13 protein-coding genes and 1 pseudogene are annotated in these 20,579 nt (G+C 43.3%); 7 read left to right on the top strand and 7 right to left on the bottom strand.

Annotated features, from left to right (window positions below):
* Position 1 precedes the first annotated feature (1 nt).
* The 6 genes from F6K46_RS23475 (at position 2) to F6K46_RS23450 (ending at position 15,837) form a co-directional block, all read left to right on the top strand.
* Complete coding sequence (locus tag F6K46_RS23475) at positions 2-1,015, top strand: baseplate J/gp47 family protein (protein ID WP_293061515.1); 1,014 nt, start codon at positions 2-4, stop codon at positions 1,013-1,015.
* Between the two features lie 6 nt (positions 1,016-1,021).
* Complete coding sequence (locus tag F6K46_RS23470; protein WP_070391993.1) at positions 1,022-1,816, top strand: phage tail protein; 795 nt, start codon at positions 1,022-1,024, stop codon at positions 1,814-1,816.
* Positions 1,817-1,949: 133 nt separating this feature from the next.
* Positions 1,950-5,858 carry a tail fiber domain-containing protein gene (locus tag F6K46_RS23465; protein WP_293061505.1) on the top strand — a complete coding sequence of 1,303 codons (3,909 nt, stop codon included), beginning with the start codon at positions 1,950-1,952 and terminating at the stop codon, positions 5,856-5,858.
* A gap of 252 nt (positions 5,859-6,110) precedes the next feature.
* Positions 6,111-10,772 (top strand): tail fiber domain-containing protein, encoded by a 4,662-nt coding sequence (locus F6K46_RS23460; protein WP_293061503.1) that lies wholly within the window; start codon positions 6,111-6,113, stop codon positions 10,770-10,772.
* A gap of 149 nt (positions 10,773-10,921) precedes the next feature.
* Positions 10,922-15,280 (top strand): DUF4157 domain-containing protein, encoded by a 4,359-nt coding sequence (locus F6K46_RS23455; RefSeq protein ID WP_293061501.1) that lies wholly within the window; start codon positions 10,922-10,924, stop codon positions 15,278-15,280.
* A 209-nt stretch (positions 15,281-15,489) separates the two neighbouring features.
* A complete protein-coding gene (locus F6K46_RS23450; protein WP_293061499.1) occupies positions 15,490-15,837 on the top strand; it encodes a hypothetical protein in 348 nt (115 codons plus the stop codon).
* Between the two features lie 103 nt (positions 15,838-15,940).
* Here the strand turns inward: F6K46_RS23450 and F6K46_RS23445 are convergent, their stop codons facing one another.
* Positions 15,941-16,540 carry a tRNA 2'-phosphotransferase gene (locus F6K46_RS23445; protein ID WP_293061497.1) on the bottom strand — a complete coding sequence of 200 codons (600 nt, stop codon included), beginning with the start codon at positions 16,538-16,540 and terminating at the stop codon, positions 15,941-15,943.
* A gap of 65 nt (positions 16,541-16,605) precedes the next feature.
* Between F6K46_RS23445 and F6K46_RS23440 the strand changes: the two genes are divergently transcribed.
* On the top strand, positions 16,606-17,505 hold the full coding sequence (locus tag F6K46_RS23440) for a hypothetical protein (protein WP_293061495.1): 900 nt from the start codon (positions 16,606-16,608) through the stop codon (positions 17,503-17,505).
* Between the two features lie 224 nt (positions 17,506-17,729).
* On the opposite strand, the gene F6K46_RS23435 is transcribed toward F6K46_RS23440, so the two are convergent.
* The 6 genes and pseudogenes from F6K46_RS23435 to F6K46_RS23410 form a co-directional block, all read right to left on the bottom strand.
* Positions 17,730-17,996, bottom strand: coding sequence for a hypothetical protein (locus F6K46_RS23435; RefSeq protein WP_293061493.1), 267 nt, complete (start codon positions 17,994-17,996; stop codon positions 17,730-17,732).
* 106 nt (positions 17,997-18,102) lie between these two features.
* A pseudogene (locus F6K46_RS23430) lies at positions 18,103-18,306 on the bottom strand (element excision factor XisI family protein); the annotation flags it as partial.
* Positions 18,307-18,333: 27 nt separating this feature from the next.
* Complete coding sequence (locus F6K46_RS23425; RefSeq protein ID WP_293061491.1) at positions 18,334-18,678, bottom strand: Txe/YoeB family addiction module toxin; 345 nt, start codon at positions 18,676-18,678, stop codon at positions 18,334-18,336.
* Positions 18,623-18,928, bottom strand: a complete 306-nt coding sequence (locus F6K46_RS23420) for a type II toxin-antitoxin system prevent-host-death family antitoxin (RefSeq protein WP_293061489.1) — start codon at positions 18,926-18,928, stop codon at positions 18,623-18,625. The genes F6K46_RS23425 and F6K46_RS23420 overlap by 56 nt, the downstream gene beginning before the upstream one ends.
* A 424-nt stretch (positions 18,929-19,352) precedes the next feature.
* Positions 19,353-19,697 (bottom strand): XisI protein, encoded by a 345-nt coding sequence (locus F6K46_RS23415; RefSeq protein WP_293061487.1) that lies wholly within the window; start codon positions 19,695-19,697, stop codon positions 19,353-19,355.
* A complete protein-coding gene (locus F6K46_RS23410; protein WP_293061485.1) occupies positions 19,685-20,101 on the bottom strand; it encodes a XisH family protein in 417 nt (138 codons plus the stop codon). The genes F6K46_RS23415 and F6K46_RS23410 overlap by 13 nt, the downstream gene beginning before the upstream one ends.
* Positions 20,102-20,579 lie beyond the last annotated feature (478 nt).

Genomic DNA, 20,579 nt, shown 5'->3' with positions numbered 1-20,579 from the left:
CATGCCAATAGAATTGCCTAATCTTGATGACCGCACCTATGACGACTTGGTGCAAGAAGCCCTGGGTATGATTCCCAGCTATGCCCCGAAATGGACTAATCACAATCCTTCTGATCCTGGTATTACCGTCATTGAGCTGTTTGCCTACCTTACCGAAATGCTGCTCTATCGGCAAAATCGGGTGACAGAGGCCAATATGCGGATGTTTTTACAACTGCTGAATGGACCAGATTGGCAGCAAACCAAGGATTTACAGACAGAGATTAAAGAGGCAATTACCCAAGTACGCGATCGCTACCGAGCCATCACCTGTGCCGACTTTGTGGAATTAGCCCGAGAAATGAAACCAAATGATGCAGATGATACCGTTGCCAGGGCACACTGTATACCTCGACGTAACCTTGATTCGGAAAATGCCTTAGTCGAAAATACCTTAGTCGAACCTGTGGATCAACCAGGTCATGTGAGTATTGTGATTATCCCCGACAGCAATAATCGTGAAAATAGCCCCCCTCAACCAAGCTCAAGGCTGATTAACGAGGTAAAAAACCACTTAGAAGAACGGCGATTGATTGGCACGGCAATCCATGTAGTTATGCCACGCTACATCACCATTAGCATCAGATTAACCATACACCTCAACCGAGAAGCAGACGTAGCAACCACTAGGACCAACATAAATAACGCACTGGAAAACTTTTTCGATCCCCTACCAAATCCTGACAATCCTCAAGGTTGGCCATTTGGTCGAAATGTTTATGTTTCGGAAGTTTATCAACTACTTGATGAACTAGAAGGTGTGGATTATGTAGAAAAAACCAATCAGGAAGATAAAGAGCAAGACGAAGTATTTTTTCCTCGTCCTGATGCCATAAACAATCAACAACGCCTAGTTAAAACCAACGGACAGCTAAGTGCCATCGAGGTCAAACCAGAAGAACTAGTGTATTTAGATCTTACCGCCAGCGATATAGACATCATATCCCCCTTAGAAACCCTTGATTTCAACGGTTAAAAACCAATGAAAAACTCAGCCCGTTACCCCAGTAAACTGTTAGACTATCTGCCAGAGATTTATCAAAGCGATCCTTTCGTTGGTCAATTTTTACTACCCTTTGAAAATATTCTTTTGGGTCGTGCACATGGGATCAACTTTTGTGAGCAGGGTTTAGAAGAAAATATTGCCCGTATTTCTAATTACTTCCATCCCCAAAAAACACCCCCAGACTTCCTACCCTGGTTATCTAGCTGGGTGGCGTTGAGTCTCAGAGCAGATTTAGATGTCCAAAAACAACGGAAATTTCTGGCCAATACTGTCAGACTGTATCGTTTCCGAGGGACTAAAGACAATTTACAAGAACTGCTAGAATTATTTCTAGAGGACGAGGAAAAAGTCACCATTATCGACGCTTCCAATGCCGAATTTCAAATTGGTGACACCCAACTCCTGGAGCCCGAAAACCCAATTGACCCCGAAGAAATTCCAATTTACCCCGAAGGACTTCCCTCGCGATCGCTGCTTGGTAGAGGCACTTACCTTGGTGGTGGTATACCCCACTTTTTTATAGTAAGAATTACTCCAGCTCAAGGATTAAACCCAGAGCAACTCAAACGACAAATAGAAATCGCTAATGCTATCATCGAACAGGAAAAACCAGCCCATAGCAAGTACAGACTAGAAATTATTTACACCACGCAGATTGGTGGTACTTTTGATTCTGATTCTGATTCTGAAGAAGTTACGGGTTCCCAGATTGGAATTAATACTATTTTGGGCAATATTACCGAAAATGACGAATCTATCTTAGGAGAGTAAGTATAGCAGAAGTCAGAAGTCAGAAGTCAGAAGTCAGAAGTCAGAAGTCAAACTCTTGCGCTTACTTAGGTTTGAGACTTTTGTCATGTCCTAACTGCCCTGGCGACTGCTATACCTGGACGACTGTAGTAACTTGTGTAAAGTTGCCAAAAGTCCCTCTGCTCCCTGCTCCCTGCTCCCTGCTCCCTGCTCCCTATTTCAACAGTTAATTTTACTTTTTTCCGACTACTTAATGATTATGAAATATATTCAACGTCCCAATTACTTTACTTCCCAGTTTCTATTAGAAAAAGACTTTAACGATGAGCAAACCTACCATCGTGACATGCGCCTGCGTCACAATAGCTTACTCCATGAATGGGGTGTGGTGGAAGGATTAAAAGTAACCAGAGCCGAGCCGAAAAAAATTGCGGTTAGTGAGGGCATGGCCATTGATAAATATGGTCGAGAAATTATTCTTTTACCCGATTGTACAGTACCGGACACGATTAACACGATTAACTTAGATGTAGATGTATTAGAACCCAATACAACTATTGAAATTACCGTCATCTATGATGAAATTAAGGATGATGGTGACGAAGTAGCGGTAGGTAATGATAAAAAATACACTCGCACCTCTGAACGTCCCAAGTTTGTCATTTACGGGAGTAAAACAAGTAAAGACAATCTCCAAGACGGTAATGTAGATGTAAAAACTGGTTTTGCCCCTACCGATGATAATGTGATTCTGTTGGCACGGGTGACCCTAGACAACAACGGTGAGGTTAGTGCAGTGGATAATTCTGTACGCAAGCTTGCTGGTGCTAAGTTATCTAACCTCGATAACTTAGAGCTAGATGGTACCATTTCCGCCGAAAACTTAAATCTGACCGGAAATTCAACCATTGATGGTGACCTGACAGTGAATGGAAACCTGGAAGTAAAAGGGGATGTGATTGCCCGTGATACCGAGCATATTGTTGGGGATGTGTCCTTGGGGGATGCGGATAATCATGAAGTGAAAGTTACAGGGGTAATTCGCTCAGGGCATTCATCTGGAGCGCTGACGGTGGATGATGGGTTACATACCACTGGTGCTCTGACAGTGGATGGTAATGTTGGTATTGGCAAAAATAATCCTACGGAAAAATTAGAGGTAGCTGGAACTGTTAAAGCCACTAGGTTTGAAGGGGATGGTTCTGGTTTAACTGGTATTGGTGCTGGAAAGTGGTCTGATGGTGGTAGTAACGGTATTTACTATAACAATGGCAATGTAGGTATTGGTACAAATAGCACCTATGCTGAACTCACGCTTAACGGCTCAATCGGATTTGCCAACGGGACAGCCCCCATGATGTACATCCATCAAAGTGGTACAAGCAATGCACCTCGACCAATCATTGCTCATTCCCCACGTTATCGAAACTGGGGAGTTGAATACCGAGATCAGGAAGATATAATGGTTTTTCAAGGAAGCGGACAACCAGTTTTATCAGTTGGTCTTCGTTATAAAAAAGTTGGTATTGGCATTACAAATCCTACGGAAAAATTAGAGGTAGATGGAACTGTTAAAGCCACTAGGTTTGAAGGGGATGGTTCTGGTTTAACTGGTATTAGCGCTGGTGGCACAAAGTGGTCTGATGGTAGTAATAACAGTATTTACTATAACCATGGCAATGTAGGTATTTGTACAAATCGCACCTATGCTGAACTCACGGTTAACGGCTCAATCGGATTTGCCAAGGGGACAGCCCCCATGATGTACATCCATCAAAGTGGTACAAACAATGCACCTCGACCAATCATTGCTCATTCCCCATCTCATCGAAACTGGGGAGTTGAATACCGAGATCACGGAGATCTAATGGTTTTTCAAGGAAGCGGAGAACCCGTTTTATCAGTTGGTCTTGGTTCAAAAAAAGTTGGTATTGGCACCAATAATCCTAGGCAGAAATTAGAGGTAGCTGGAACTGTTAAAGCCACTAGGTTTGAAGGGGATGGTTCTGGTTTAACTGGTATTAGGGCTGGCGCTGAAACCAAGTGGTCTGATGGTAGTAATAACAGTATTTACTATAACAATGGCAATGTAGGTATTGGTACAAATAGCACCTATGCTGAACTCACGGTTAACGGCTCAATCGGATTTGCCAACGGGACAGCCCCCATGATGTACATCCATCAAAGTGGTACAAACAATGCATCTCGACCAATCATTGCTCATTCCCCACGTTATCGAAACTGGGGAGTTGAATACCGAGAGCACGGAGATATAATGGTTTTTCAAGGAAGCGGAGAACCCGTTTTATCAGTTGGTCTTGGTTATAAAAAAGTTGGTATTGGCATTACAAATCCTACGGAAAAATTAGAGGTAGCTGGAACTGTTAAAGCCACTAGGTTTGTAGGGGATGGTTCTGGTTTAACTGGCATTAGGGCTGGCAGTGAAACCAAGTGGTCTGATGGTAGTAATAACAGTATTTACTATAACCATGGCAATGTAGGTATTGGGACAAATAGCACCTATGCTGAACTCACGGTTAACGGCTCAATCGGATTTGCCAACGGGACAGCCCCGATGATGTACATCCATCAAAGTGCTAGAAACAATGCATCTCGACCAATCATTGCTCATTCCCCATCTCATCGAAACTGGGGAGTTGAATACCGAGAGCACGGAGATCTAATAGTTTTTCAAGGAAGCGGAGAACCCGTTTTATCAGTTGGTCTTGGTTCTAAAAAAGTTGGTATTGGCACCAATAATCCTAGGCAGAAATTAGAGGTAGCTGGAACTGTTAAAGCCACTAGGTTTGAAGGGGATGGTTCTGGTTTAACTGGTATTAGTGCTGGTGGCACAAAGTGGTCTGATGGTGGTAGTAACAGGATTTACTATAATGCTGGCAATGTCGGCATTGGCACAAATAATCCTACTCAAAAATTAGAAGTGGCTGGAAGCGTCAAGGCCATTGCTACTAATACGGGCAATAGAACGGCCTATGGAGTTCAAAGCCTTGTAGGAGGCAATCGCAATGGCACTAAATTTGGTTTGCATGCACAAGCAACGGGTGGTAGCAGTGGTGCCCGATTTGGTGTCTACGGTCATGCACAGGGTGGACAAACTCAATTTGGTGGCCATTTCACTGCTACTAATACGGGCAATACTACCGCCTTCGGAGTTCACAGCAGGGCAGGTGGCAATGGCAATGGCACTAAATTTGGTTTGCATGCACAAGCAACGGGTGGTAGCAGTGGTGCCCGATTTGGTGTCAGGGGTATTGCCTCTGGGGGACAAACTCAATTTGGTGGCCATTTCACTGCTACTAATACGGACAATAGTACCGCCTACGGAGTTTACAGCGAAGTAGATGGCAGTAAAAATGGCACTAAGTATGGTTTGTATGGAAAAGTAAGGGGTGGTACCACTGGTAATCAATTTGGTGTCTACGGTCGTGCAGAGGGTGGAAAAACTCCATTTGGTGGTTTTTTCAGTGCTCTTAATACAGGGAATACTACAGCCTACGGAGTTCGTTGCGGTGTAGAAGACAATCACGATGGCACTAAATATGGTTTATATGCACAAGCAAGGGGTGGTACCAGTGGTACCCGATTTGGTGTCTACGGCATTGCCAGTGCTGAGAATAATAGCAGTGCAACTGTATACGGTGTCTACGGTCGTGCAGGCGGTGGCAAGACTAGTTATGCTGGCTACTTCGAGGGTAATGCAAATGTAACAGGTCATTTAACATATCGCACTATTGGGCAAGTATCCTCACGAGAGTTGAAAGAGAATATTAATACCCTGGCCATAGAAGACGCCATAGAAACCCTGGAAGGACTCAATCCGGTCCAATTCAGCTACAAAAAAGATCACCAAAAAGAAACCCACATTGGATTTATTGCGGAAGATGTGCCGGATTTAGTGGCCAGTCATGATCGGAAAACCCTCAGTCCGATGGATATCGTGGCGGTTTTAACTAAAGTGGTGAAGGAGCAAAACAACACGATTTCCTTGCTAATAGAGAAGGTACAAACTTTGGAACATAAAACTCAATCTAGCGCTTTTTAGCCTTCTTCAGTACCTGCTATCCGCTCATTTCCAGTTAAAACACTCAGAAAGCTTAATTTATAAGGAAAATGAGGCTATTTAACTAACAAAAATTTATGAATACTGCCTCTTTCCCCTGCTCCCTGCTCCCTGCTCCCTATTCCCTGTTCCCTATTCCCTATTCCCTATTCCCTGCTCCCTGCTCCCTATTCCCTGCTCCCTAAAACCAATAATTTTTCCCAGACCCAATTTCAAAGTACTATAATAACCATAATGAAAAATATTCAACGTCCCAATTACTTTACTTCCCAGTTTCTAGTAGAAGAAGATTTTAAGGATGAGCAAGCCTACCATCGTGACATGCGCCTGCGTCACAATCGTTTACTCCATGAATGGGGTGTGGTGGAAGGATTAGAAGTAACCAGAGCCGGGGATAAAAAAATTGCGGTTAGTAAGGGTATGGCCATTGATAAAGATGGTCAAGAAATTATTGTTTTACCCAATTGTACAGTACCGGACACGATTAACACGATTAACTTAGATGGATTACCACTCAAGGCAACTATTGAAATTACCGTCATGTATCGGGAAATTAAGGACAAGGGTTACCGAGTAGGTAGCGAAATCAAATACACTCGCACCACTGAACGTCCCAAGTTTGTCATTTACGGGAGTAACACAAGTCAAGACAATCTCCAAGACGGTAATGTAGATTTAAAAAATGCTGATAGTCCTCCTCCCGAGGATAATGTGATTCTGTTGGCACGGGTGACCCTAGACAACGACGGTAAGATTAGTGCAGTGGATAATTATGTACGCAAGCTTGCTGGTGCTAAGTTATCTACTGCAGATGCTTTTCGAGTCAGATACGACTACAATTTCTTTGGGGCTAATCAAGATGCTTTAGTGATTGAACAAAGAGATCTTAATCACCCTAATCCTGATGGAGGGATTGCTTTTGTTAATACGGGTGACGATGGAGTTGTAGAAACTGCCCTTGTTATTAAAGGAAATGGCAATGTAGGTATTGGGACAAATAATCCTAGTGAAAAAATAGAGGTGGCTGGAACTGTTAAGGCCACCAACTTAAACCTGACAGGAGACTCAACCATCGATGGTTCCCTAACCGTTGCTGGAAACCTGGAAGTACAGGGGGATGTGATTGCCCGTGATACCGAGCATATGCCTGGGAATGTGTCCTTGGGGAATGGTGATAATGATCAAGTGATAATTGCAGGGGTAATTCGCTCAGAGCATTCATCTGGGGCGCTGAGGGTGGATGATGCGTTACATACCACTGGTGCTCTGACAGTGGATGGCAATGTAGGCATTGGCACAACCTCTATTCATAATCCTCAGGATTGGAACAAAGTTTTAGACATCTTAGGTTCACAGCATGCTCGGTTAAATGTCAGGTCTGGTGGTGGGGTAGTAACCAGTGTTTTTAGTCATGATAGTTGGAATGGAGCCAGAGGCGTAATTGGAACGGAATCGAACCACCCATTGACCTTTGCTACTAACTATCAACACCGTATGACGATTGACCCCAATGGCAATGTGGGTATTGGGACAACTAATCCACAATCCCTTTTGCAAGTTGGAGATGGATTAGGAGGTGGTAATCGCCCCTGGATGACAACAGGACTACAAGTTGCTTGGGATAGTGACAATGTATTTCTAGGATTGAAAGATGAAGGGGCAGATCGCAAAGATTCTGTACTGGCATGGGGAGATAATACCAATGATGTATTCAGATTCATTTTTGCGGCGAGCGGTGGTGCTGCAGATGGTCAAGAAATAATGAGGTTACAGCCAAACGGCAATGTCGGCATTGGCACAAATAATCCTAGTGAAAAATTAGAGGTGGCTGGAACTGTCAAAGCCACTAAATTTCAGGGGGCAGGAAATTCAACCATCGATGGTTCCCTGACAGTGAATGGTTTGCTGGAAGTAAAAGGGAATGTCTCCTTGGGGGATGCGGATAATGATGAAGTGACAATTGCAGGGGTAATTCGCTCAGGGCATTCATCTGGGGCGCTGAGGGTGGATGATGCGTTACATACCACTGGTCCTCTGACAGTGGATGGGAATCTCAGTGTTGGTAATGCGATCGCTACTGCTCAATTAAGTGTGACCGATCGGGTAACAGGTTCCCTTACCATAGAAAATAACTTAACTGTGGGTGGTGTGCTGGCTAGCACTTTAGAAGTATCTGGTGCTTTAAAATTAGCGACTACAGGAACTCAGATTTTTCATAGTACTAATGAATCCGGTACACCTACTGGAGATGGTTTTCGACTCAGGTACGACAACAATTTCTTTGGGACTAGTCAAGATGCTTTAGTGATTGAAAAAACCGATGGGAATAACCCTAACCCTGATGGAGGAATTGCTTTTGTTAATACGGGTAACGATGGAGTTGAAGAAACTGCCCTTGTTATTAAAGGAAACGGCAATGTAGGCATTGGGACAACCAATCCTAGTCAAAAATTAGAGGTGGCTGGAACTGTCAAAGCCACTAGGTTTGAGGGGGATGATTCGGCTTTTGGTTCCCTGACAGTGGATGGCAATGTAGGCATTGGCACAACCTCTATTCATAATCCTCAGGGTTGGCACAAAGTTTTAGACATTTTAGGTTCACAGCATGCTCGGTTAAATGTCAGGTCTGGTGGTGGGGTAGTAACCAGTGTTTTTAGTCATGATGATTGGAATGGAGCCAGAGGCGTAATTGGAACGGAATCGAACCACCCATTAACCTTTGCTACTAACTATCAACACCGTATGACGATTGACCCCAATGGCAATGTGGGTATTGGGACAACTAATCCACAATCCCTTTTGCAAGTTGGAGTAGGAGGTATTAGTGCCCCCCGCCCCTGGATGACAAGAGGACTACAAGTTGCTTGGGATACTGACCATCTATTTCTAGGATTGAAAGATCAAGGGGCAGATCGCAAAGATTCTGTACTGGCATGGGGAGATAATACCAATGATGCATTCAGATTCATTTTTGCGGCGAGCGGTGGTGCTGCAGATGGTCAAGAAATAATGAGGTTACAGCCAAACGGCAATGTCGGTATTGGCACAAATAATCCTAGTGAAAAATTAGAGGTGGCTGGAACTGTTAAGGCCACCAACTTAAACCTGACAGGAGACTCAATCATCGATGGTTCCCTGACAGTGAATGGTTTGCTGGAAGTAAAAGGGAATGTGTCCTTGGGGGATGCGGATAATGATGAAGTCAAAGTTACAGGGGTAATTCGCTCAGGGCATTCATCTGGGGCACTGAGGGTGGATGATGCTTTACATACCACTGGTGCTCTGACAGTGGATGGTAATGTCGGTATTGGGACAACCAATCCTAGTGAAAAATTAGAGGTGGCTGGAACTGTCAAGGCCACTAACTTTGAAGGGGATGGTTCGGCTTTAACTGGTATTAGTGCTGGAAAGTGGTCTGATGGTGGTAGTAACAAGATTTACTATAATGCTGGCAATGTCGGCATTGGGACAAATAATCCTATTGAAAAATTAGAGGTGGATGGAGCTGTTAAAGCCACTAAGTTTGAAGGAGATGGTTCTGGTTTAACTGGGATTAGCGCTGGTGGTGAAACCAAGTGGTCTGATGGTGATAGTAACAGTATTTACTATAATGCTGGCAATGTCGGCATTGGTACCAAAACCCCTAAGAGCACACAGCATATTGTCGGTGACTTAGTTCTTGGCAAAGATGCCAATAACCAGAAGTTTATTTTTCATTCAAGAACTTTTAAAAATGGAGATTTACTCCACTTCACTTGTGATAAACCTGACGGGGAGTGGGATTGGAACAAAGGCATAATTTTCTATCGCAATGGTAATATCACCATTAGGAATAGCAAATTAGAGGTATCTGGAACTGTAAAAGCTACTAAGTTTGAAGGGGATGGTTCTGGTTTAACTGGTATTAGTGGCGACGGAAAGTGGCAGACCTTATCCGGTAACCATATTCGCTACAATGGCGGTGTTTTGGTTGGTAATTACCTTCTCCCTAGAACTAATGACTCCCAAGAAAGAGGAGTATCCGGTGCCAGCTTCGCCATAACAGAAAAAGTAAATAATATTCCGCGCTGCTACGGTGTTAGGGGTCATTTCCAGGGTTTTCTAACGTCTATCGTTGTAAAAGATGAAAAACATCCAGACGACGAAATTATAGTTAAAGATGAGCCTAAAGATACCACAGATGATATTCTTAAAGAGAATATTTCAATTTTAGGAGGCATTACTCCGGAAAACAGTCCTGAGTCTGTGAAATCTGGGGATTTTCTCGAAGAGCGAACTGAGATCTCTGTAGAGGCAGTTGATACCATTAAAGGGGGTACTGTTCAACCTATTGATACCATTGATACCATTGAAGGAGACATACCTTCAAAGCCACTTTTGTTAAAATCTGGATATGGTGGCTATTTCACTGCTATCAATAGTGGGGCATTTACTGTCTACGGAGTTTACAGTGAAGTAACAGGTAGTGAAGGAAGTACCTCCTTTGGTGTTTACGGTAGTGCCATAGGTGCTGGCAACAATTATGCTGGCTACTTCAATGGTAGAGTGCATGTAACAGGTAATATAACTGCTAAGGAGTTTATAAGAGCTAACAATCTCCAACAAAGATCCTCACGACAGCTCAAAGAAAATATTAATACCCTGGCAATAGAAGATGCCATAGAAACCCTGGAAGGACTCAATCCCGTCCAATTCCGCTACAAAGAAGATCACCAAAAAGAAACCCACATTGGATTTATTGCCGAAGATGTGCCGGATTTAGTAGCAAGTAGCGATCGCAAAACCCTCAGTCCGATGGATATTGTGGCGGTTTTAACTAAAGTGGTGAAGGAGCAAAATAACACGATTTCCTTGCTAATGGAGAAGGTACAAACTTTGGAACACAAAAGTCAATAGTTAAGACTAGATCCCCCTCAATCCCCCTTAATAAGGGGGAGGTAAGAAAACACTGATTTTTGCTTTCCCTCCTTGATAAGGGGGCTAGGGGGGAGCTAAAAGATTAGTTCAAAAATTACTTCTGAACAACTAACTGAAAGGTGAACCTCATGGGCTATCAACGGGCAAGCCAAACCAAAAACAACCAAACAACCCCAAAGGGAAAAACCGTTCAAGCCAAGCCAACCCCCTTGGGTACCCATAGTCCGGTTCACCCCCTCCTGAAACTGCAAAGCATCATCGGTAACCAAGCCGTCAATCGTCTGATCCAGACCAAAATGCAAGTAGGGGAACCAAATGATGTCTACGAAAAGGAAGCAGACAGTGTTGCAGCCCAAGTCATGCGGATGTCAGCACCACCAGTGCAAAATCAAACTGAGGAAGAGGACATTCAAACTAAGCAGATAGCGCTACAGTTACAATCCGACGAAGAAGAAATACAAACTAAGCCCATAGCCCTACAGTTACAATCCGACGAAGAAGAAATACAAACTAAGCCCATAGCCCTACAGTTACAATCCGACGAAGAGGAAATACAAACCAAAGCAAATCCTGGTCAAACCCCACAAGTATCCCCTCATTTAGAAACCAAAATCCAATCCCGACAGGGTACCGGTCAACCTCTGCCAGACTCTACCCGTGCTTTCATGGAACCCAGATTTGGGGCTGACTTTAGTAGCGTGCGGGTGCATACAGACTCTAGTGCCGTACAGATGAATAAAGAGTTGGGAGCCCAAGCCTTTACCCATGGTAGGGATATTTTCTATGGTGCGGGGAAGTCTCCTGGTAAGAATAGTTTGACAGCCCATGAGTTGACCCATACGATCCAGCAGACGGCTGGCGTTAATCTTCAACCGCTATTACAACGTCAAGATGAAAGTAGTGAAGATACAGATGAAACTAGTCCACAATTTCCTCCAGGTTTCGATCCAGACCAAAAAGCTCAAGAACTCCATGAAGCGTTTGACGGGTGGGGCACAGATGAACGAAAAGTCTTGGATGCTCTTTGGACGGGAAGTCGTCATTTAACTCAAGCAATTGAAAGAGCTTACAATGCACGCTACCGTCCTAATCTGGAAGTAGCGTTACATGATGAACTATCTGGGGATGATTTACGCAGAGCGTTACAAATTTTGGGACATGGTGAACTGACGCTGCGAGATAAAATTAGAGAATCTGTTGATGGATGGGGTACAGACGAAGAAAAAATATTTAATGCCCTAGAGCGTGCTAGCGAAGAAGAATTAAATGAACTACGAAATGACCGAAGATTATTAGCACACTTACGAGATGATTTGAGTGGTGAAGACCTAAGTCTTGTAAACGCGTATCTAAGTGATCAAAGGACTTTAGCAGGGCGCTTGAGACGGGCAGTAGCGAGTTGGGGAACTGACGAAGCAGAAATTTGGCATGCGATTGAAGGAGCAACTCAAGAAGAACGTAATTTTATTTTGTCCCAACCCAAACTAATGAAGGATCTACGGGAGGATCTTTCTGAAGCAGATTGGATTCGCTGCGAACGCAGTTTAAGGGGCACATTAACTAATGTAGATCGAATTCAAATGGCGGCGGCTGGCTGGGGCACTGATGAAACTGCTCTCAAAGCCGCTCTTTCTGGTTTAAAAGAACAAGAATTTCCTCATTTACCAAGTAATGTAGACCAACTGCTCGAATCTGAGCTTTCGGGAGATGACCTGGTAGAAGCCCAAGAAATTCTACACCAAAAGCGATTGTCATTTGATCCAGAGTACCAAGAAGCTTACCTTCGAAAACAAAGTACATCCCTAGGTGAAGATGTTCTCGAAGATGAAGGTCAGTCGGCCTTATTTGCAGGTGAAGGTCAAAGTCAGTCAGCAGTAGGTCGGCTTAAGGCTGCCTCCGCAGGTTTGGGTACAGATGATGAGGCAATATGGCAGACTCTAAATTCGCTGACAGAGGCAGAGCGACAATTTATCCGAGAACGCAATCCAGAGGGAGTATTAAATATACTTCGGGATGATTTGTCCGAAAGCGATTATGAACGAGTTATGCAGATTTTGGTAGGTGGTGCTGGCTCGGCAGCGACAGCAATTCGACAGGCAGTAGAGGGTTGGGGCACAGACGAAAGCTTACTTTACAATGCCATTGACCGTATTTTGCGGGAAGGAGTAGCATCCGAGATTTTGGCAGATGCTCAACTGCGATCGCAAATTCAAGATGATATGTCTGACACTCAGTATCAAGTATTTCTTGAAGCACTGCAAACAGGTCAATTCACAGCAAGAATGCGGTTGGATTGGGCTACGGCGATGGCTGGAACTGATGAAGATTTAGTTTTTCAACTATGCAGACAATATGGTTCCCAGTGGTATAGCAATGGTGAAATCAACAGTGAAGTAGATGCTATCTTGCAGGACGAACTTAGTACGCGAGACTACTGGCAAGCGCTTGATTTAATTCGGGGTGAACCTCAAACAGAGGAAGAACGTTTAGCTCGCGCCAAAGAAATGCTCGAACGCGAACGGAGTGGTATCAGCGCCAGCATCATGGATTCTTTGTCTTCCAGTGGTGAACAAGCTGATGATGCTTGGCGAGAATATCAAGCAACTTATAATCAGGCACTAGAAGATGGGGAACTTACCGAAGAAGAGCAAGGGCTTCTTCGACGGGATGAAGCGTATTCACAACGTATGACGGCTGAATATCGGGAAACTGCGGCTACGGTTTCCCAGTGGGCAACAACGATTGCTGTTGCTATTGTGGGTATTGCTGCTACTATCTTAACTGCCGGAGCAGCAGGACCATTTGTTGCTGGACTAGCAGCCACTTTGGGGGGTAATATTGCAGTTGCTGCAGAAGCAATGGTTTTAGCTGCGGCTCTCAAAGTTGGTCTAAATCGTGCTATTCAAGGTGAAGGATACGATGTTACGAGTAGCCAAGCACTTGTTGATGCAGTTTCGGCTGGGGTAGAGATAGGTCTTACAATGGTGGGTGGTCAACTCGCAAGTCAGGTTATGCAAGGAGTTGGTAAAACAGCCCTCGCTCAATCAGTTGGCCCATCGGTGCAGAGGGTTTTTGGTCAAGCGGGGAATCGGATTCTACAGGCGGGCTTAGAAGGCAGCATAGATGCTACAGTTGGTGGAATTGGAGAAGGTATCATTCAAGGAATGGCGCGAGAAGAAACTTGGTCTGGTGAAATTGAAGATTTCTTCTCCAACATGGGTGAGTCAGTGGCAACTAATGCTGCCATGAGTGGGCTTGCTGGTGGTTTTGCTGGGGCAGGTTTCAAGAGTATTGGGGAAGTTTTTGGACCAAGATTGCGGGGAAAAGCACTTGATGAACCGACGATCAACGCTGAAGAACCAACTGCCAGAGTTGATGAGCCATCTGCTCTAACAACAGAATCAACTATCAGGACTGAAGAACCAAGCACTAGAGCAGAAAAATCTACAACTAATTTAGAACAGCCAACCGCTAATACTGCTACTATTAAGCCAGAAGAAAATTTGGGTGAGCTTGAGGGGGTTATAGATTTACCCGGCAGACACAAACTGAAGTATACTAAAAATGGGCGCAGCTATCTATGTTCTCCATATTGTCAGGATGTTACCGAATTTGCGGATAAATTTTCTGGTGAGATAGATCAAAACAATTGGATCAAAACTAAATTAGATGAAATTGCAGAGATTTCTGACCCTGCACAATTTAGAAAAGCCCTTTATCGTTTAGAAGATCATGCCGAGCTGTTTCGCGATCTCTCGGCTGAACTCAAAGACCTTTCCCGCCGTCTCTCTGACGATGCCAAAGAAGGCTTTATGCAGCAGATAAGGCTTCGTTCTCAGAAGGAATTCCAAGGAATGGAGAATGCTTATAAAAACCAGGATGGAACTTACGACTTAGAGCGTGCAAACATATTTTTTGAGGGTAGGAGGATATCAGGAGGCAGGGATGAGACTGAACTTGCCAAGAAAGATTTTCCACCGTCTTGGAAGAGCTTTGAACCTAGCCTTCATGATAAGTTTAAGGAAAGGCTTCTTGAGTTCCGTGGTGACAAAAACATTGAACTTCCTGATGGATTTCGTGGTGGAGAAGGACAACTTTTCTTATCCGAAAATCATCCAGAGCTAGCTCTCAAGCGCTGGTTCCAGAAGAGGTTGGGAGATATGGGTGAATCCATCCGTCTTCTCAAGGGCATTCAAGAAGCTGTTGAAGCCCATCCTAAACTTAAGGAAGATTTTGAAGTTGTGAAGATTTATGAGCAAGGAAGGGACTGGATCATTCGAGACTTTGACATAGATACGATCCCACTACCAAGGGCGATGGATGATACAGATATATCATCTAAACTTCAGGCAGCCATTGAAGCACTTGAAGGCACTGAAAATGAGTTCCTCCAAAACTTAAGGGGCAAGCTTCTTCGTCAACCTCCATCAGATAATATTCACTGGTCGCCAAATAAGCAAAAGTTTGTCATCATCGATATGCAATAGTAGTTATGCGTAAATTTAGCAATATACAAACTGAACTTGGACTGAAGAGGTTTCTCGGAAGTCAACTCGGGACTCTCTACTTTGTTCCATTTACGCCAGGAAGAGCTAGAGTAATGGTTCGTCACTTCGACAGCGATCTCCCAGCTACTTATGTCAAGCCATTTGCCGACCTTATTCAAGCTGTAAATCAGTGGGTTGAGAATCGTCCCGTGTTAGCCGATCTCGTTAAAGTCGAGCAACCTATTGAAGTGGGAACGGACTTTGTCGCTAGAGCACATCACTCGTACCACACATCAACAAGTACATATGTAGATGCAGAATATCCTCCCAAAGCACCAGAGCAACGAGAACAAATGTGTAGTATCCTCCGTGGAGAAATGGGTCAGTCAAATGATCCCAAGGATGCCATTATTGAGGCTATTCTAGCAAGGAGTCTCCTTGAACCTACGGGTAAGACCTATTTCAAAGATAGTGAAAGAAAGTTCATCATCGTTGAACCGAAGCTGACTCGTGAGGACATTGAGCGTTGGGCTACTTTATCTACATCCACAAGTTAACAGTGCTAGGTTTTCCAACCTCCATTGGTTTAGTGTTCCAAGTAATGATTAAAATAGCTGATGGATTAAGTTACCAGCTTGAAAGACCTAACGAGTTGAAGGATTAAAGCCCCAGGTATCCTCGTAATTCGGTTTCTCGCTTCTTTGCGCGTTTGGTTAGCGCTACCAGACTAATAATTGCATCTGGAGGTATGTGCCTAACCAGTACGACTCCATTGGGAGCAAAAAATATATTGAAACCAGCTTTGCGAATTTTTGCTGGTGAAATTTCAAGCATTACCGCTACGTTAGCACGTTTTCCGACAATACTGTCCCAGGCAGATGCACAATGAACATGAGTTCGTGTAATAGGTAAAATTCCTTGATGGGCAATATTCTCAACTGCATCTGCTGTGGTTCCATGCCAGATGGACGCGTTACCAACATATTCTGACCATGAAGCCTCAAGAGCCTTGCGAGTCACTGCATGATTTTCAACTGAATGTCCCTGACAAGCGCGAACGCGTTGGTCAACCAACTGAAATCTAGCTTTGTTGTTTGTATTCACAATAAGTTCTAGTTCAGTTCGGGATATATTAAGAAAAGCTAGGAGTTCGTCCACATCCATCCACCCAGCCTCGTCCATCGCCAATCTTTGCTCGTGGGCACCATGACGTAACAGCCAGGACAGTTGTTTACTTTTATTGACTAATTGACGGTCCAATTTAGTGATTGCTTTTACCTTGATACGTTAAAAGTTTCCTTTTATAATAATAGAACATATGCATTATGTATGAAACTACTTCAAATTCATGCAGTAACCTTTTCCGTGGTGCCGCCCGCCTCGGTATACTTCTAGGCAGCCTCGACCTCTCCTGGTATCAAATAACCCCTTATGTCTCTACTTTCTCAGATGAACTTAATACCTACCAGGAACTATCCCTGAATAACACGGGAGAAAATATGGGCGTGATGACTTGTGGCAATGGCAAAGATTTTGCCTTCCGCGTAGCACATTACATGGAAACCCACGGCATTGATGAAGAAAGATTACGGCGTTTCCTAGTTCGTGCCCAATTTTTGGAGTATCGCAATCTCTTCTTTAAAGTTGAAATTGGCTCAGAAGGACTTGTAGAGTTTTCCTATTATTTTCGCCGACGTTCCTCATTGGAGGTTGCGCGAGCTTGGTTAGCCGATACTGGTGTTGATATTAAAGAACTCAGCTTAATAGAAGATTGCGCTCAGGTATTACAAAAGCACTCCGTTCATTTCCTCGCTGCTGCCGAATGCCCTAACGGTCAAAGTCTTCAAAAAATCTACTTTAGCCAACGGGAGGACGGCTATGCCTGGAAACGAGTTCGTATAGCAGGTCAACTTGTAGGTTTGACTGATGACTCCTGGCAAACTCTTGTACCTCACCAGGATGCTTTAAGCGATCGCCCCCTATTCTTTTCACTAACTTTTGGGGACGGGCACCTCATACCAGGTGCAAAATTAGATGTAGGGGGAGTGGATTTTAATACAGTGGGAAATTTAATGAAGCAAACGAGATGCTCTCAAAAAGCCCGCGAACAAACTCAATTCCTTTTGGAACTTTCCGAAAAGAAAAAATTTGACTACGTAGGGCTTAAGCTTTATCCTAACGCTCCCCTTACTACGAAAGTGTACGTCTACGAAAGTAGTTTCTAGTTCAATCGATTACTCCACTCAACAACTAACAAAGCAACACAGTTAGTGAGATATTTTAATACAAAAATTAACTCTGAATTGCCGAATTATTATCAAAAATAAAATTATGCTATGTACCCACAATTTTTAACTTTGAATAGGGTCATTTTATGGTGGATGTCGTCCAACTTATTTGTCAGCAGCGCGAATATTAATAATTCGTTTTCGATTCAAAAATACAAAAATCAACTGTAAATTATCGAATTATTACGAATCAGACGATTAACCAAACTTAAATAATCATCTAGTTCTTCATATCCATCCAATTCTTTTTCTTCCTCCTCCGTGAGTGTAGTTTCTTTTTGTTTGCCGAGGAGTACTTCAATTCGTTCAATCACAAAACTAGAAGCACGAAAAATTGGCACCCCTTCCACTAAATCGATCCGGACAGCACCATCGAGAGGTAAACTTCTAGGTAGATTTTCTAGTTTGATAGGTAAATTGACTGTCATAGAATTTATTTTAAAATATTTCAAATATTGCGGTGTTTTACGGTATACTACTTCTTCTAATATACAAGGGTGCGCCCTTAAACAGTGTAACCCACCAAAGCAAACGCTATGCAACCGCATACCCAGTATGTTCACGAATCTCGGGGGGATGAAAAGCAAGAACAATCCTATCTTTCGGTACTCCTGAAGCAACCAGTTTATCCGTGATTCCATCTTCAATACCGTCGTAGTGAATCCAGACTTTACCATGGCGCATTGAACCATGAACAATCCCAGTTATAAACGTCCTTACACAGGCTACGGAGTAGCTTAGTAAAAAATAAGACCCAACAAAACATCACTCATAATGATACCGACAAGCCAGAAAATCAATCTGACTACTTCCCACCCGATCAACCAGCCGATGCTCTAAATCAATGCGCCGTGACCAAATATCTGCATCCATATACTTTAACCGTTCTGGTTTACCAATGCCCTCAAATGGATTGTTCATTACAGCAGTAACCAAATCCAAAATTTTCGACGCCACTTTAAAATCATGCTTGAACCACCAAGCCAAATCTTCCTTAAACCTAGAGCTAAAACCAGGACTGCGATTTACCACAACTGGCTTTACTTGATCGGATTCAGCCTTTTTCTTCTTCTTCTTGCTCAATTCCCAACTCAGAGTAAAGTTCTTCAATGGTTTGAGGTTTTATTTTTCCAGTCTTAGACTCCTCAATGGCATCCAACAGGCGAATTGCATTAGTAGAGTTTCTTAAGAGATAAACCGTCTCTACTAAACTCCTCAAATCCGATTCTGTAATCAAAGCAACATTCTCACCATCCCGACGATTGATGATATATACCTGATTATTTTGTGCAACTATATCCAACAACTTAAAGAAGTTATTTTTAGCATCATTTGGAGATGTAATCTCGTAATCAAACATCAGTTTATGTACAGATTTACGTACATATATTATATCACTTATACCAAATCAAGCAACAGATGCTTTCCTTGAAACCAAAACCTGATCTGACTTTATGAATTGTAAATTGTTATGAGTAATCATACTGAAAATTTCCCTTTAGACAAAGAGTTAACCTTAAGCGACTCCTGCAATCCCTTAACCATTTCCACAACTTCAGGTGCGACCCGTGGCGAATTTAATTCTTAATGGTAAGAGCGCACCTACCTATCCCTCACCAAACAAAGTGCAACGCTAAGCAATTGCAAATTCGGCGTTGCTGATTCTGGGTATGGTTTCGCCCCCCTAGCCCCCCAATTCTGGGGGGAACAAAATTTTCTTGCGTCCCCCAAATTTGGGGGATTTAGGGGGCTTTAACAAAACCATATGATCGCGCATTCATTCCTTAATTCAGCAACGCCCCAAATTCAGTATATTGTCTAACATGAGGTGGATGAAATGCCAAAACAATCTCCTCTCGTAGTATCCCTTTCTGTAACAAATCTGTCGCCACCCCATCCTCTGTCCAATCTTCCTCAATCCAAAGCTTGTCATCCTTCAAACGGATATGAATCATCACACTCTTAATCCGTTCATCTTTGTGCCAACCCATCAGCAGCAAAAGGTACTGATCCTGTACCTCATCAAAAGCTAAAGCACTTTCAATTGTAGAACCAGATTTTTCATTGAGCTGATGATATTCTCTTAAAACTTCCTGAACAATTTCCCGATAACGCTTTAATCTATCCATTCCTCAATCACCTCACTTTCTGAATCAACGACCAACACATTAACCTGATTGCGATTAATAATCATCTGAGTTAACTGACGTTTAAAATAATTTTTGTAAGTTCCTTTTGTGATGGCCAAATACAGTTTAAAATCTAATTCTTTTTCTACTAAAATATCCCTATAAACGATATACTGACCCACAGCTTGTTCTAGGTCATTTACAAACGAGCGACCCAAGAAACTCTTGACCTCCACAAGAATTTTTCGCCCCTGCTTTTCTGCTGCGATCGATTTTTCTGCGGCAATATCCACGTATAAGCGATCGCCACCATACTCCAAAGTATAATCTTCTGTTAAAATCTTCCAGCCATCTTTGACTAATGCAAATCTAACAGCATTATGGTAAATATCTTTAGCAGGCATTGGCTTTATTGTAGCACAGACCTCTTTGATTCTAACGCCCTCAAGATTTACGGATGAATACCAAAATGCGATCACCTGCGACACCAGCGGAGCTGATCTACTTGCAGCAGCACTTGCGCGATCGCGCAAGTGCTTCGGTAAAAGTGATTTTCATTCATCAATTAATTTTTTAATTGGCTTTTTTCCTGATTTATAAGAGTTTGTCTGAGAAGTCTCATTTGCTACATCCAAGCCCCCTAAATCCCCCAATTTTGGGGGACTTTTAGAATAAAATTGACTCTTTTTCCCCCCAAAGTTGGGGGGCTAGGGCGTGTCTTCAAACTCGGAGATCCCCCATTATCCCCCTTAAAAAAGCTATCCATTAGGCAAAAGTAGTCGAAACAGTGATAGAGACTAGGATTTAGGCAAGGATTGGGAGAGGAGTGGTGAGAGCCATTATTAAACTAACAGGGATTTCCCAAGACTGCGGTCGCAAAAT

This window comes from Moorena sp. SIO3E8 (assembly GCF_010692445.1).
Taxonomy (GTDB): Bacteria; Cyanobacteriota; Cyanobacteriia; order Cyanobacteriales; family Coleofasciculaceae; genus Moorena; species Moorena bouillonii.
The sequence above is the reverse complement of the archived record's forward strand: the minus strand, read 5'-3'. Positions and strand labels throughout refer to the sequence as shown.